Below are 13,968 nucleotides of genomic sequence, written 5' to 3'. Positions count from 1 at the left end.
GTGCCTGCCCGCCCTGCCGCCCGCCATCTGGTTTTGCCTGAGGCTGGCTCGGGCCGGTCGGACGGGGCGTTCAGGCCCGTCGATCCGGCCCCGTGATCACCCCCGGCTCTGCTCGCTGTCGAGGTGCGCCATCTGAGCGGCCGGATAGCGCTCACCGGCAGCCGCCCCGGCGGGAACCGCCGCTTCGATGCGGGCGAGATCATCAACCGTTAGTTGCAATTCAGTCGCCAGCAAACCGTCCTGCAGTTGCGTGCGCTTGCGCGCGCCGATCAGCGGCACGATGTCGGCACCGCGCGACAGCGCCCAGGCAATGGCGACCTGCGCCGGATTACTGCCCTTCTCGTCGGCGATCGCGCGCAGCGCGTCGACGAGCGCGAGGTTGTGCGCGAGGTTCTCGCCCTGGAAGCGCGGGCTCGCCGCGCGGAAATCGCGCTCGCCCTGCCGCGCCGCAGTCCAGCGCCCGCCCAGCAGCCCGCGCGACAGCACGCCATAGGCCGTCACGCCAATGCCGAGCTCACGGCATACGGGCAGAATCTCGGCCTCGATCCCGCGGGAGAGCAACGAGTATTCGATCTGCAGATCGGCGATCGGCGCGACGGCGGCCGCGCGGCGGATCGTGTCCGCGCCGGCTTCCGACAGGCCGATATGACGCACGTACCCGGCCTTCACGAGATCGGCGATCGCGCCCACCGTCTCCTCGATCGGCACCGCCGGATCGACGCGTGCCGGGCGGTAGATGTCGAGGTAGTCGGTGCCGAGCCGCTTCAGCGAATACGCGACGAAGTTCCGGATCGCCGCGGGCCGCGCGTCGTAGCCGGCAAACCCGCCGGCCGGATCGCGCAGCGCGCCGAATTTCACGCTGATCCGCACCTGGTCGCGCGCCCGGCCGCGCAGCGCGTCGCGGATCAGCATCTCGTTGTCGCCCATGCCGTAGAAGTCGCCGGTATCGAGCATCGTGATCCCGTGATCGAGCGCCGCGTGCAGCGTCGCGATGCTTTCGTCGCGGTCGGCCGGCCCGTAGAAATCCGACATCCCCATGCAGCCGAGCGCGATCGCCGATACCTGCGGGCCCGTGCGGCCCAGTTGACGCATGTCCATGTCCGTTTCCTTCGAATGGTGAGTGGATGAAACGGATTCTGAGCGCACGGCGCCGCGCGATAAACGGGAAACGCTCCACCAAACCATTCGACGCTGATTAACAATGGAGCCTGTTCCCTTTCCCGCCGAGGCTTTCGCCCACATGGACCACCTGCAAGCCATGCGCATCTTCGCGCGCGTCGCCCATCTCGGCAGCTTCACGAAAGCGGCCGAGCAGCTCCAGCTGCCGCGCCCGACAGTCAGCAACGCCGTCCAGTATCTGGAAAAGCACCTGAAGATCCGCCTGCTGCAACGCACGACGCGGCGCGTCGCGCTGACCGCCGAGGGCGCGACCTACTACGAGCGCTGCGTGCGGTTGCTGGCCGATCTCGACGACGTGGAAACGCTGTTCGAGGATGCCGGCGCGTCGCCGCGCGGCATGATCCGCGTCGACCTGCCCGAACGTTTCGCGCTGAACCGGGTGATTCCGGCGCTGCCGGATTTTCACGCGCGCTACCCCGATCTGCGCGTCGTGATCAGCACGACCGACCGCTTCGTCGATCTCGTCGCGGACGGCATCGACTGCGCGGTGCGGGTCGGCGTGCTGTCCGACACGTCGCTCGTCGCGCGGCGCGTCGGCGAGATGGCCCAGATCAACTGCGCGTCGCCTGCCTATCTCGCGCGCCACGGCACGCCGCGCTCGCCGGACGAACTGCCGGACCATGTCGCGGTCGGCTATTTCTCGAGCCGTACGGGCCGCGAGCTGGACTGGGAATATGCAGACATGGATTCGGGCGAGGTGCACACGGTGAAGATGCACAGCGTCGTGTCGGTCAACAGTTCGCAGGCGTATCTCGCGTGCTGCCTCGCGGGTCTCGGGCTGATCCAGGCGCCGCGCGACGGGCTCGCGCCGCTGCTCGCCGACGGTTCGCTGGTCGAGGTGCTGCCGGAATGGAATGCCGGGCCGCTGCCGGTGTCGGTGGTGTTTCCGCACGGCCGGCATCTCGCGCCGCGCGTGCGGATCTTCGTCGACTGGCTCGCGGAAACGCTCGGCGGCCGGGCGGACTGACGGCGGCCGTGCCGGAGCCCTTCGCCCCGGCGCCGGCGCGCGATCAGAACTTGTGGCGGATCGCGGCGCGCACCGCGAACTGGTTCGACGACGCCGACGGGCCGTCCGTCCCGACGACATAGCCGCCGTCGGCTGCCGTGCCCGTCTTGTCGCCGCCCACCTTCTGCCACGCGCCCTGCAGGTAGACGTCGGTGCGCTTCGACAGGCTGTAGTCGGCCATCAGGCCGACCGTGTGGTACTTCGGCTTGAACGAGCCGGCCGCGGCATCGTACTTGCCGTCCGTGTACACGTACTGCGCGCCGAGGTAGAAATCGGACGTGAGCTGGTACTTGCCGTTGATCTCGAAGTTCTGGAACTTCGTCGCGGTCAGCCCGAGGCCGGCGAACGTCGACGCCGGCAGGTAGACCGTCGACACGGGATTCTTCACGTCGGTCTTCGTATAGACGATGCCGACCGTGGCCGGGCCGAACGTGTAGTTGACGCCGCCGCCGAAGATGCGCAGCCGATCGGCGACGAAGTTCGCGTCGTCGGCCGCGATCGCGCCCGCGCTGCCGACGCCCGGGTTGTTCGCCTGCAGGTACGCGGCCGCGACCTGCAGCCCGGCCAGCGAATACTGCGCGCCGATGCTGTACTGGCGGTTGTTCGAGAAGCCCGTGCCGTTGCTGAAGCTGTACGTGCCGCCGAACGTCAGGCCGTTCCAGTCGGGGCTCGCGTACTTGACCGTGTTGTTGACGCGGAACGAGTTGTCCGTGTTGTCGTTGTCGAACGGGTGCGAGAACAGCGTGCCGCCCCAGTTGCCGTTCGCGGTCAACGGCGCGAGATAGTCGACGACGGAATCGTACTGGCGGCCGAGCGTCAGCGTGCCGAAGCGCGACTCGGAAAGCCCGACGAACGCCTGACGGCCGAACATGCGGCCACCCTGGCCGAGCCGGCCGTTGTTCACGTCGAAGCCGTTTTCCAGCGTGAAGATCGCCTTCAGCCCGCCGCCGAGATCCTCGCTGCCCTTCAGGCCCCACCGGCTACCCTGCGCGTAACCACTCGCGAGCTGGTAATTCGTCTTTCCGACCCCATTGACGTTGACGTTGTTCGTGTAATTGAAGCCTTCGTCGATCACGCCGTACAGCGTCACGCTGCTCTCGGCGAAGGCCGGCGCGGCGAACGCAGCGAACGCGGCGGCAAAAATGACGTGCTTCTTCATGACGGTTCTCCGGAGCCGAGGGCCGGGCGGGCCGAACGCCCGGCGAATGTTTGATCTGTTCTGGGTATGGATGGCCCGCAGGGCGGACGACGCGGTGTGCGGCCGCGTGAGGACAAAATGGTGTCACGACGCAAACCGTCCGTCCATCGGGTGCTGATCGTCGCGCGCAAAGCGTTGCGCTCGTCCAACTGCCCGGTTGCGCGGACCGCCTGAGCGGGCTTATCGGCAGCGGCCGGCCGGCCCGCCATCCGCGTAAACCCGGTAGGCGTCGCATCGGTGGCACAATGCGCATCCGTTCGCCATTTCTTCACGAAGTCATGCTTCACCCCGATTCATGCGCGGCGCGTGCCGGCCGTGCCCGCGGCCCGCGCCGGAAGGCGCGCCGATGACCGCGGCCGCCCGGGCCGGCCGCTACGCCGAGCTCGATTTCTTCCGCGGCCTCGTGCTGCTCGTCATCGTCGTCGACCACATCGGCGGCAGCATCCTGTCGCGCGTCACGCTGCACGCGTACGCGCTGTGCGACGCGGCCGAGGTATTCGTGTTCCTCGGCGGCTTCGCGACCGCCATTGCGTACAACTCGCTCGCCGAGCGGCACGACGAGGCCGCCGCGCGCCAGCGTTTCATCCGGCGGGCGTTCGAAATCTACCGCGCGTTCCTCGTGACGGCCGGCCTGATGCTGCTGATCACCGCCGCGCTGAACGCGTTCGCGATCGACGGCCCGAACATGCCGACCAACGATCTCGACGGGCTGCTGCACAAGCCGCTCGCCGCGCTGCGCGACATCCTGCTGTTCCGCCGCCAGCCGTACCTTGCGTCGGTGCTGCCGATGTACGCGTTCTTCGCGCTGCTCGTCCCGCTCGCGCTGCCGCTCGCGCGCACGCAGCCGTGGCTGATGCTCGCGTTCAGCGGCTCGCTGTGGTACGCGGCGCCGCACGTCGCGCACTTTTTGCCGACCGTCGAAGGCGCGCCGTGGGATTTCAATCCGTTCGCGTGGCAGTTCCTGTTCGTGCTCGGCGTGATCGCGCGCTGCCAGCCCGTCTACCAGACGCTCGCGCCGAGACCGCAAGGCTGGCTGCTGACGGCCGCGTCGCTCGCGGTCGTCGCGGCCGGCGCGTACTACCGGCTGCGCATCGAGCCGTTCCCCACCGATCCGTCGATCAAGCAGAATCTCGGCGCGCTGCGGCTCGTGAACTTCCTCGCGATCGCGTGGCTCGCCGCCAAGCTCGTGCACCTCGGCTGGATGAAGAAGGTCGCGCACGCCATGCCGTGGATCGGCACGATCGGCCGGCAGGGGCTGCTGTGCTTCGTCGCGGGCACCGGCATCTCGCTCGCGGTCGATTCGCTGCTCTACCAGGCGACCGAAGGCTATCTCGACGTGCCGCTGGGCCTGACCGCCGACGCCGTCGCGATCGGGCTGCTGTATCTCGTCGCCAAACTCTACGGGCCGCTCGTCGCGCGGCTGCCGTTCCGTTCGCGGCAATGACGCGCCGCGCCGTCATGCGCCGCTGCTACGATAGCCGGCGCCTCTCCTGAAACGATTCGCCATGCGCCGACTCGCCCTTCCGTTCGCCCTCGCCCTGATCGCCGGCTCCGTCGCCACCGCCCATGCCACGCCGCCGGCAGCGCCTGCTCCCGCGGTATCGCCCGCGCCGCCGGCCGTCCAGACCGCGACGACGCCGTCGGCCGCGCAGGAGCCATCCGTCAATCCGGGCAGCAGCGTCGTGCTGCGCACGTTCCGGTCGGCGTCGCTGAAGCGCGACTGGTCGTACACGGTCTACCTGCCGCCCGGCTACAACCCGGAAGGCGCCCGCTACCCGGTGATGTACCTGCTGCACGGCAACGCGGGCAACGCGAACGACTGGGTCACGCAGGGCCGGCTGCAGGCCACCGCCGACACGCTGATCGAGCGCCGCGACATCCCGCCCGTCGTGATCGTGATGCCGCAGGGCGGCACCGACTGGTACGTCGATCGCAAGGAGAAGATGCAGAGCGCGTTCCTCAACGACCTGCTGCCCGAGGTCGAAGCGCACTTCGCGGTGTCGAACCAGCGCGCGGGCCGTGCGATCGGCGGCGTGTCGATGGGCGGCTTCGGCGCGCTGCGCTTCTCGCTGCTCGAGCCGGGCCTGTTCTGCGGCGCGATGCTGCTGAGCCCGGCGATCTATGCGAACGAGCCGCCGCTCAATTCCGCCGCGCGCTACGTCGGCGTGTTCGGCGACCGGCAGTTCGATTCGCGCGTGTGGCACGAGCTGAACTACCCGGCGCTGCTGCGCGGCTATTTCGCGCGCAACTGGCGCGTGCCGATGTTCATCGCGGCCGGCGACGACGACCTGACGATCCAGGCGGAATCGAGCGTGCTGTACACGCACCTGCGCCGTGCGCAGAACCCGGCCGAACTGCGCATCGTCGACGGCGGGCATACGTGGGACGTCTGGCGCGGGTTGCTCGGGCAGGGGTTGAAATATGCGCTGGAGTGCGTGAAGTAGCGGTCGATCTGATCGGGCTCGCGATTGCGCCCCTCTCCCGGAGGGAACCGGCCTTTCGGCAGGGACGCGCGGAGCCGGCGGCCTGATTTCACGCCGCGAAGCGCGCACGGCGCCCGGCCGCCCCGGTCCGGCCCGGGCGACTCAAAGCCACGTGCCGCCCTGCCGTTCGCTCGGCTCCTCGGCAAGCGCGTCGAAATCATGAATCCAGTCCAGGTGATGCAGCACGCTGTCGCGCCCGGCAAGACGCGCGTTGCGCGCCTGTGCGGCCGGCCCGTCGGGCAGATGCAGCACGTCGGCCGCGGAAATCGACGCGTACTGCACCTTGCGCGTCCGGCCGCGACGCAGCCGCTCGTATGCTTCCTGCGCTTCGCGCCAGTTGCCCGGCCCGGCCTTCGCCAACTGCGCGGCCAATACCACCGCATCCTCGATCGACTGATTCGCGCCCTGCCCGTGGTGCGGCACCAGCGCATGCGCAGCGTCGCCGATCAAGGTCACGCGCCCGCGGCTCCAGCGGCCGAGCGGCGGACGATGGAACAGCCCCCAGCGCTGGCTGATCGGCACGGCGGTGATCATCTGCACCACCGCCGGATGCCAGTCCCGGAACACGCGCAATTGCTCGCCCTCTTCCGACGGCATGACCCAGTCGCGCGACGGCCACGGTGAAGGATGCCGCTCGACCAGCAGGAAATTCTGGTCGCCGCCGTCGCCGATCGGATAGTGCAGCAGATGCCCGTGCAGCCCGATCCAGAACTGAATCGTGTCGGGGTCGGGCAGCAGGTTCATGCGCGCGGCCGGCACCACGCCGCGAAAGCCCGAGCAGCCCGAATACAGCGCATCGTCGTAGCCGAGCATCCAGCGCCGCGTGATCGAACGCGCGCCGTCCGCTCCGATCACGAGATCGGCGTCGACCTGCGTGCCGTTATCGAACGACAGCGTCACGCGATCGGCGTGTTGCGCGAGGTCGACCAGACGATGACCGAGATGAATGCAGTCGGCGCCGACCGCCGTCGACAGCACGGCCTGCAGATCCGCGCGATGCACGCCCCAGTACGCGCCGCCGAATTGCCCGCGATAGTCGGGTTCGCCGCGATGATGGCCGATCACCGCGCCGCTGCGCCCGTCGCGATAGACGAGGCCCGGGATGTCCGCACATACCGCATCGAAGGCCGCGCGCAAACCCATGCGTTCGTAGAAGCGCGTCGCATTGGCCGACAGCGCGACGGCCGCGCCGACTTCGCGCAACGCGGTGGTCTGCTCGTAGAGCTGCGCGTCGATGCCGTGCTCGCGCAATGCGAGCGCGAGGGTCAGGCCGCCGATGCCGGCGCCGACGATCGCGATCTTCAGGTTCGTCTGCATGATGAAGGTGTCTCCGATATTCGTGGATGAGATGCGCGGCTTGCGCGGCGGCCATGTCGAATGCACGCGCCGTATCGGTATTTTCAGGAGTGGACTTTTATCCCGCAATAAAATGAAATGAATCTGCTTCATCACCGAATGCAATGAACCGGGCCACGCGAAACCGATGGAACTGAGCGATATCGACCTCAACCTGCTGCTGCTTTTCCAGCGGCTGATGCAGGAACGGCGCGTGTCGAGCGTCGCCGAGCAGATGAACATGAGCCAGCCGGGCGTCAGCAACGCGCTCGCCAAGCTGCGCCGCCGGCTCGGCGATCCGTTGTTCGTGCGCGGGCCCGGCGGTGTGGTGCCGACGCCGTTCGCGCTGCGTCTCGCCGAACCCGTGTCGCAAGCGCTCGCGACGCTGCACGCCGCGCTCAATCCCGAGAGGGGCTTCGATCCGCGGCTCGCCACGCGCACGCTGACCATCGGCATGACCGATATCGGCGAAGTCGTCTTCCTGCCCGCGCTGCTCGAACATCTGTCGGATGCGGCGCCGGGCATCGCGCTCAACACCGTCCGCAACACGAGCATCAACCTCGGCGACGAAATGGCCGACGGCCGCGTCGATCTCGCGATCGGCCTGCTGCCGCAACTGAAGGGCGGTTTCTATCAGCGCCGGCTGTTCGATCAACGCTATGTGTGCCTGTTCCGACGCGGGCACCCGCTCGAGGGGGCGCCGCTGACGGTCGACGCATGGCGCGACGCCGAACATCTGGTCGTGGTGTCGGCCGGCACCGGACACGGGCAAGTGGACGAATGGCTGGCGCGGCGCCGCGTGAAGCGCCAGGTGCGGCTGACGGTGCCGCATTTCATGAGCGTGGGCTACATCCTGCAGCGCACCGACCTGATCGCGACGGTGCCCGAGCATCTCGCGCTACAGCTCGCCGCGCCGTTCTCGCTCGGCTGGCGTGCGCTGCCCGTCACGCTGCCCGGTGCACCGATCCACATGCTTTGGCATGCGCGGGTCAATCAGGACGAAGGGAACCGGTGGCTGCGCAACGTCGTGGTCGAGTTGTTCGCGGACACGGGCGCGCGAACGCGAAAGGCCGCACCCGCGCGGCGGAAATGATCATGGCAATCGTCCGTCACGGAGACCGAGTCAATGAATCCCAGACGCGTGCATGCGCTCTATCTCAAACATCGTCCCGACGTGGATCTGGTCAAATGCGAATGGATCCATCTGCTGTCGACTGGCAGCGTCGATCGCGACCTTCTCTGGAAGATGCTGTCGACGATCGGTTCCGCGGACGTCGTGATCCACGTTCGTCGCAAGATCGGCGATTTTCTGCCGATCGAACCCGCCATCGCCTTTATCGGCCAGCACATCGGCAAAGGGAAAATGCTCGTTTCCGATCGCGCATTCACGAACTTCGTCATCGTCGCGCACAACGGCGTGGCGGCGACCTGGCCACAATGCCTGACGCGAAGCCGGATTGATTTGCTGCCGGGCGCGCCAAACGACACGGCGGTATAGTCGACCGATCGCGAGAGCGTGTCGCGCGGTCAATCGCGCTTCGCGGCTCCGCATCAACAGGCAGGCCGTGCGTTTCGACTACATTGCCGGAGTGGCGACGGCATCGACCGTCGGCCACCTCCCCGTCACTCAACCCGCAGGGAATCAAGCCATGTCCGTCTCGAAGAAATTCGCCGCCGTCACGGGCGCCGGCTCCGGCATCGGTCGCGCCGCGGCCATCGCGCTCGCGCAGGCCGGTTTCACCGTCGCGCTGCTCGGGCGCACGGAGGCATCGTTATGCGCAACGCAGGACGCAATCCGCGCCGCCGGCGGCGATGCGCAGGTGTTTCCCGCCGACGTCACCGACGAAGCCTCGGTCGACCACGCGTTTGCGCGGATCGCGCAGCAGTTCGGCCGGCTCGATGTCCTGTTCAACAATGCCGGCCGCAATGCCCCGGTCGTTTCCCTCGACGAATACGAACTCGACGTGTGGAACAGCGTCGTCGCAACGAACCTGACCGGTGTCTTTCTGTGCGCGCGGGCCGCGTGGCGGCTGATGAAGACGCAGACGCCGCAGGGCGGCCGAATCATCAACAACGGCTCGATCTCGGCGCACGCCCCGCGCCCGGATACGATCGCGTACACGGCGACCAAGCACGCGGTAACCGGGATCACGAAGTCGCTGGCGCTGGACGGCCGCCGGTACAACATCGCGTGCGGCCAGATCGACATCGGCAATGCCGCGACGTCGCTCACGGAACGGATGACGCAAGGCGTCCCGCAAGCGGACGGCAGCCTGGCGCCCGAGGCGCGGATGGACGTCGCGCATGTCGCGAATGCGATCGTCCAGATGGCGAATCTGCCGCTCGATACGAACATCCTCAACATGACGATCATGGCGACCGCGATGCCGTTCATCGGGCGCGGATAAACACGAGCGGCGGCCCGCTCCGGCAGACGTCGCCCGCGACAGCGGGCCTCCTCCCGGAGGTCAACGCGCCCCGTCGTTCAGGTCAATGCCGGCGTGCGCTGTCGGGCTTCGCGCTGGTCGATGCCCAGCCGCGCCGCCAGCCAGTCGCAGATGAACGCCTGTCCGAGCCTCGGATCGTCGGCCTGACAGTGTGCGGCGCCCGTTTCATCCGGATCGGATAGCCGGCGTGTCGCGTCGACGCCATGCGCCTTCGCCCGGTCGTACGTGTCGGTCGCCGGGTGGCGATCCCGTCATGCTCCATCAGCTTGCCTTGGTTTTCTTGCCAGTGGACGGGGGCTTGCATATGACGAACCGACGGCGATCCTTGCCCCTGATCCAGAGCGGAGCATTGCCGCGCCCGCTCCACTCCTTCCCGCTTTCCGGGTCGCGATACCGCGCCGGCAGATCTTTCACGACATACGAGCCTCGGCGGCCGTTGCGGCCGACCAGGTCGCGATGCTTGATCGCATAGGTGTCCATCAGCGAGTGAACCTTCGCGATCGCATCGATGCGTTCGCGCGCGCGTGCGCGCTCGATTTCCTCGTCCAGTTCGTCCAGCTCGGCAACGAGCTGCGCATAGGTCTTGCTCGCGTTCATCTTCTGCTTCCTGCCCCGCATTTGCATGAAAATCAATACGATTCGCACGACTAATAGATTGACTTGCAACGCCCCGCCATGGCGATACTCACTTGATCGGCATGCGACGCACCTCTGCGCGCCGGATCACAGGACACGCGCAGTTGGCGAATCTGCGAAGCGAAGCACCGCGCCGCGGCAAATACCCCGATGCTGCAAACAGGCAGACGCGTCCTGCCGAAACGATCGTCCGCCCGAGGCAAGCCCCACTACGAACATCCCGGCACACAATCGCGCCCTGCATTTCATATATCAAGTGATATATGAAATGAGATCGTAATGGTATCCATCTCAAATATCAACTGATATCCTTCCCGCCATGAACATGGCGCCCCTTCCCCCGCGGCTGAGCCGCGAAGAAAGTCGATTGCAGACCCGTGCACATTTGCTTGCCGCGGCGAAGCGGCTGTTTGTCGACCGAGGTTTCGGCGCCACGTCGCTCAGGGATATCGCGGCCGAGGCCGGCTACACGCAGGGCGCGTTCTATTCGAATTTCGCCAGCAAGGAGGCGTTGTTCGTCGAGCTGATGCAGGAGCGCTCGAAGACGCAAGTGGCCGACATCGCCCGGGCGCTGAGCGACCCGTCCGCGTCCGGGGAAGACATATTGAATGCGCTGGAAGTCTGGTCGAAGACGGTAGATGCCGAACCCGAATGGTCGGTGCTGGGTGTCGAGTTCAAGCTTCAGGGGCGCCGCAATCCCGCTTTTGCAACGGCGTCGCAGGCGTTGCTGGACACCCACCGTGACGGCCTGGCCTATTGCATCGAACAGATTTTCGCGAGGCTGAAGAAAGTGCCGCCCGAATCGCCGACCGTCCTGGCCGTGTCGTTCATGGGGCTCTCGCAAGGCTTGTCACTGCAGCAGTCGGTTTTGTCCGAGGTGCCGATCGGGCACATGATCATGGTGTTCCTGCGCAGCATGCTGGCCGCGGCGACGCCCGTGCGTTGACCTGCGAGGTTGCGGGCAACGACGGGATGACGGGCTCCGCGACGGAGCCGGATCGCGAGTCGTCCAGTTCGCACCCCGCTGACGTGAGTCTATCGCGCTCCGTCAGGCATCCGCATCCGGAATCCGCGACGACTGAATCACCACCAGCGTATCGCCCGCCTCGATCCGGCACGGCGGATCCTCGTAAAACGACTGGATCTTCCCGCAGCGGTCGAGCCCGACCACGATCGCGCCCGGCACGACATTGGTCATGCAGCCGATCTCGTGCGGCAGCGCCTCGCGCTCGATCAGCGTCGCGCGACCGCGCGTCGACAGCATGTCGTTCACGAACGGCACGATGTAGCGGCTATGGACCGCATCCGCCAGCAACAGCGCGCCGATCTTCGTCGACGACACGATCACGTCCGCGCCGGCCTGCCGCAGTTGCCGCTGGTACAGATTCTCCTGGATCCGCACGACGATCTTCGTATCGGGCGCGATGCTGCGCACCGACAGCGTCAGCAGGATCGCGGTGGGATCGTCGGTCACCGAAATGATCACGGCCTTCGCCGCGCGCACCTGCGCCTGCTGCAGCAGATCCTCATGCGCCGGATCGCCGAGCAATCCCGTCACGCCGAGCGACGTCGCCGCCTCGAGGGCCTGCTGTTGCGAATCGATCACGATGATCGTGGCCGGATCGACGCCGCTCTCCAGCAACTCGCGCACCGCGATCGACCCCGACAGGCCGTAACCGCACACGACGATGTGATCGGACAGTTGCTTCTGCAGGCGTTTCATGCGGAATTCCTCGACGACGCGCTGGATCACGAACTGATACGCCGTGCCCAGGAAAATGAACCAGATGCCGATGCGGATCGGCACGATGAAGAATGCATCGAGCAGGCGCGCCCGCGCCGTGACGGGCACGATATCGCCGTAGCCGACCGTCGCGACCGTGACCATCGTGAAGTACACGAGATCGGCCACGGTCATCGGCGTGCTCTTGGTCGAATCGCGCAGGCCGTCGCGATCGAGATACAGCACGACGAACGCAAGCGTGCACAACAGCACGACCGCGCCGAGACGGAACAGCAGCGTGCGCTGCGGCGACGTCGCGGGGCGCGTGAACAGCGTGCGTGCGCGCGGCGCCTGCCACGGATTGCGGGCGCGACGCAGACGCAAGCGCAACGAGCGGCGCTGATCGGATGGCGTTGCCAACGGGAAGTCTCCTGAAGGATGCGGGCTCGATTCTACGACGGGAACGCGTGCGCCCGGCCGGTCACAGCATGCTGCGCGGCCGCACCATCGTCCCGTCGACGAAACGCTGCGCGCGAAACGCCGACAGGTCGAGCGACGGCGCTCCCGTGTCGACCCATTCGGCGAGCAGCCGGCCGACGATCGGCCCCATCGCGAAACCGTGCCCGCAGAACCCCGTTGCGATCGCGAGCCCCGCCGGCGTGCCGGGCGCATCGATCACCGGAATGCCGTCGGGCAACACGTCGATCAGGCCGGCCCATGCCTCGACGATCTGCGCATCCTTCAGCGCGGGAAAGATCGCCTTGAGCTTCGCGAGCGCGCGCGGCGCATGCGCGCGATTCGGCTGGGGCTGCGGATCGCGCGGCTCGATCGGCCCGGTCGCGCCGTTGATGCGTGCGAGCACGTCGCGCCATGCGGACGCATTGAGGTGCAGCCGGAACTTGTCGCGCTGCGACCAGAATTCCGGCCAGAAGAGGCTCAATCCGCGCAGATGGCCGAGCGTCATATCGACGTCGACCTGCATGTCGTCGGCGAGATTGATCGCGCCGTTCTTGCGCTGCCGAATGCCGAGACCATGGCCCCACACCGTCGCAGCGGACACCGGCGGGACCACGTTGGTGCGCATGCAGGTACCGCGCACGGCCTGCTGCGGCAGCCGGATGCCGACGCCGTCGAGCAGCCGGAAACTGGTCGCGCCGGCCGCGCAGATCACGCGACGCGTGCGGATCGTGCCGCGTTCGGTCGCGACGCCGACGACCGCGCCGCCGGCCGTCTCGATCGCGGTCACACCGCATCCTTCGAAGAAACGCGCGCCGGCCTCGGTCGCGCGCGCCGCGAATGCGGCGGCCACGCGACGCGGCTCGGCCTGCCCGTCGGTTGCCGTATACAAGCCGCCGAGGGTACGCGCGTGCGCCGACAGCCCGCTCACGCGCTCGTCGATCTGTGCGCGCGTCAGCGTGCGCGTGTCGAGCCCGTGCTCGCGCGCGACAGCGAGCCACCCCTGGAACGAGGCCCAGTCGTCTTCGTTGTCCGCCATGTAGAGGCAGCCGCCCTGCCGCCATTCGAGATCGAAGCCGAGCGCCTGCTCCAGGCCTTCCCAGATTCGCATGCCGGCCATCATCAGCGGCACTTCGGCCGATTCGCGCCCCTGCTGTCGCACGAAGCCCCACGCGCGCGTCGATTGCTGGCCGGCGATGCGCGACTTGTCGAGCACGACGGCTTTCAGGCCGCGCAGGCCGAGGTAGTAAGCGGCCGCGCAGCCCATGATGCCGGCGCCGGCGATGACGACGTCGGCGTCAAGCGGAAACGCCGTATCGGCGTGGCTCAATGCGTCGTGCAGCGGATAGGTGGTGGTCATTGTTTTTTGTCGGGTATCGATGCATGACCGGCAAAGCTTATCGCGGCAACGTCGTCACATGAAGCGATAAATTTCAGAAGACCGTCATTCGGCCATCCCTTCGGGGTCCGTCATCGCATCGACGCCGACCGCGGTGGCGCGGCCT

Annotated in this window: 13 protein-coding genes; 7 read left to right on the top strand and 6 right to left on the bottom strand. The window is 67.3% G+C overall.

The features are described 5' to 3' along the window. Positions 1 to 96 precede the first annotated feature (96 nt). Positions 97 to 1,098, bottom strand: a complete 1,002-nt coding sequence (locus C4B30_RS02780; RefSeq protein WP_105131652.1) for an aldo/keto reductase — start codon at positions 1,096 to 1,098, stop codon at positions 97 to 99. 142 nt (positions 1,099 to 1,240) lie between these two features. Between C4B30_RS02780 and C4B30_RS02775 the strand changes: the two genes are divergently transcribed. Then, on the top strand, positions 1,241 to 2,146 hold the full coding sequence (locus C4B30_RS02775) for a LysR family transcriptional regulator (protein WP_027780888.1): 906 nt from the start codon (positions 1,241 to 1,243) through the stop codon (positions 2,144 to 2,146). A gap of 43 nt (positions 2,147 to 2,189) precedes the next feature. Here the strand turns inward: C4B30_RS02775 and C4B30_RS02770 are convergent, their stop codons facing one another. Next, positions 2,190 to 3,344 carry a porin gene (locus tag C4B30_RS02770; RefSeq protein ID WP_105131651.1) on the bottom strand — a complete coding sequence of 385 codons (1,155 nt, stop codon included), beginning with the start codon at positions 3,342 to 3,344 and terminating at the stop codon, positions 2,190 to 2,192. Between the two features lie 385 nt (positions 3,345 to 3,729). Here C4B30_RS02770 and C4B30_RS02765 point away from each other — a divergent pair, with 385 nt between their 5' ends. Both C4B30_RS02765 and C4B30_RS02760 read left to right on the top strand, forming a co-directional pair. After that, entirely contained in the window at positions 3,730 to 4,827 is a 1,098-nt protein-coding gene (locus tag C4B30_RS02765; RefSeq protein ID WP_105131782.1) for an OpgC domain-containing protein, read from the top strand. 61 nt (positions 4,828 to 4,888) lie between these two features. Next, complete coding sequence (locus C4B30_RS02760; RefSeq protein ID WP_105131650.1) at positions 4,889 to 5,827, top strand: alpha/beta hydrolase; 939 nt, start codon at positions 4,889 to 4,891, stop codon at positions 5,825 to 5,827. 141 nt (positions 5,828 to 5,968) lie between these two features. Here the strand turns inward: C4B30_RS02760 and C4B30_RS02755 are convergent, their stop codons facing one another. Then, positions 5,969 to 7,183, bottom strand: coding sequence for an FAD-dependent oxidoreductase (locus C4B30_RS02755; protein WP_105131649.1), 1,215 nt, complete (start codon positions 7,181 to 7,183; stop codon positions 5,969 to 5,971). A 166-nt stretch (positions 7,184 to 7,349) separates the two neighbouring features. Here C4B30_RS02755 and C4B30_RS02750 point away from each other — a divergent pair, with 166 nt between their 5' ends. From C4B30_RS02750 to C4B30_RS02740, 3 genes are all read left to right on the top strand, one after another. Further along, positions 7,350 to 8,294 (top strand): LysR family transcriptional regulator, encoded by a 945-nt coding sequence (locus tag C4B30_RS02750; protein ID WP_105131648.1) that lies wholly within the window; start codon positions 7,350 to 7,352, stop codon positions 8,292 to 8,294. Positions 8,295 to 8,327: 33 nt separating this feature from the next. After that, the gene (locus C4B30_RS02745) at positions 8,328 to 8,699 is read left to right on the top strand and encodes a hypothetical protein (protein WP_105131647.1); all 372 of its coding nucleotides are present in this window, start codon (positions 8,328 to 8,330) and stop codon (positions 8,697 to 8,699) included. Between the two features lie 151 nt (positions 8,700 to 8,850). Next, the gene (locus C4B30_RS02740; protein WP_105131646.1) at positions 8,851 to 9,609 is read left to right on the top strand and encodes an SDR family oxidoreductase; all 759 of its coding nucleotides are present in this window, start codon (positions 8,851 to 8,853) and stop codon (positions 9,607 to 9,609) included. A gap of 300 nt (positions 9,610 to 9,909) precedes the next feature. Here the strand turns inward: C4B30_RS02740 and C4B30_RS02735 are convergent, their stop codons facing one another. Next, the gene (locus C4B30_RS02735; protein ID WP_105131781.1) at positions 9,910 to 10,245 is read right to left on the bottom strand and encodes an H-NS histone family protein; all 336 of its coding nucleotides are present in this window, start codon (positions 10,243 to 10,245) and stop codon (positions 9,910 to 9,912) included. 358 nt (positions 10,246 to 10,603) lie between these two features. Between C4B30_RS02735 and C4B30_RS02730 the strand changes: the two genes are divergently transcribed. Continuing rightward, positions 10,604 to 11,230: a TetR/AcrR family transcriptional regulator gene (locus C4B30_RS02730; RefSeq protein ID WP_089501918.1), complete on the top strand. Its 627-nt coding sequence runs from the start codon at positions 10,604 to 10,606 to the stop codon at positions 11,228 to 11,230. Between the two features lie 102 nt (positions 11,231 to 11,332). Here the strand turns inward: C4B30_RS02730 and C4B30_RS02725 are convergent, their stop codons facing one another. Beyond that, complete coding sequence (locus C4B30_RS02725; RefSeq protein WP_027780897.1) at positions 11,333 to 12,427, bottom strand: potassium channel family protein; 1,095 nt, start codon at positions 12,425 to 12,427, stop codon at positions 11,333 to 11,335. A gap of 61 nt (positions 12,428 to 12,488) precedes the next feature. Then, on the bottom strand, positions 12,489 to 13,823 hold the full coding sequence (locus tag C4B30_RS02720; RefSeq protein ID WP_105131645.1) for an NAD(P)/FAD-dependent oxidoreductase: 1,335 nt from the start codon (positions 13,821 to 13,823) through the stop codon (positions 12,489 to 12,491). Positions 13,824 to 13,968: the final 145 nt, after the last annotated feature.

Origin of the sequence: Burkholderia sp. BE12, from assembly GCF_002959955.1 — a bacterium.
Classification (GTDB): Bacteria; Pseudomonadota; Gammaproteobacteria; order Burkholderiales; family Burkholderiaceae; genus Burkholderia.
The sequence above is the reverse complement of the archived record's forward strand: the minus strand, read 5'-3'. Positions and strand labels throughout refer to the sequence as shown.

Excerpts from the sequence above, each read along its gene's own strand:
- C4B30_RS02740 (WP_105131646.1), top strand. The coding sequence starts at position 8,851 with ATGTCCGTCTCGAAGAAATTCGCCGCCGTCACGGGCGCCGGCTCCGGC.
- C4B30_RS02745 (WP_105131647.1), top strand. The coding sequence starts at position 8,328 with ATGAATCCCAGACGCGTGCATGCGCTCTATCTCAAACATCGTCCCGAC.
- C4B30_RS02755 (WP_105131649.1), bottom strand. The coding sequence starts at position 7,183 with ATGCAGACGAACCTGAAGATCGCGATCGTCGGCGCCGGCATCGGCGGC.
- C4B30_RS02720 (WP_105131645.1), bottom strand. The coding sequence starts at position 13,823 with ATGACCACCACCTATCCGCTGCACGACGCATTGAGCCACGCCGATACG.
- C4B30_RS02775 (WP_027780888.1), top strand. The coding sequence starts at position 1,241 with ATGGACCACCTGCAAGCCATGCGCATCTTCGCGCGCGTCGCCCATCTC.
- C4B30_RS02780 (WP_105131652.1), bottom strand. The coding sequence starts at position 1,098 with ATGGACATGCGTCAACTGGGCCGCACGGGCCCGCAGGTATCGGCGATC.
- C4B30_RS02770 (WP_105131651.1), bottom strand. The coding sequence starts at position 3,344 with ATGAAGAAGCACGTCATTTTTGCCGCCGCGTTCGCTGCGTTCGCCGCG.
- C4B30_RS02750 (WP_105131648.1), top strand. The coding sequence starts at position 7,350 with ATGGAACTGAGCGATATCGACCTCAACCTGCTGCTGCTTTTCCAGCGG.
- C4B30_RS02735 (WP_105131781.1), bottom strand. The coding sequence starts at position 10,245 with ATGAACGCGAGCAAGACCTATGCGCAGCTCGTTGCCGAGCTGGACGAA.
- C4B30_RS02765 (WP_105131782.1), top strand. The coding sequence starts at position 3,730 with ATGACCGCGGCCGCCCGGGCCGGCCGCTACGCCGAGCTCGATTTCTTC.
- C4B30_RS02730 (WP_089501918.1), top strand. The coding sequence starts at position 10,604 with ATGAACATGGCGCCCCTTCCCCCGCGGCTGAGCCGCGAAGAAAGTCGA.
- C4B30_RS02760 (WP_105131650.1), top strand. The coding sequence starts at position 4,889 with ATGCGCCGACTCGCCCTTCCGTTCGCCCTCGCCCTGATCGCCGGCTCC.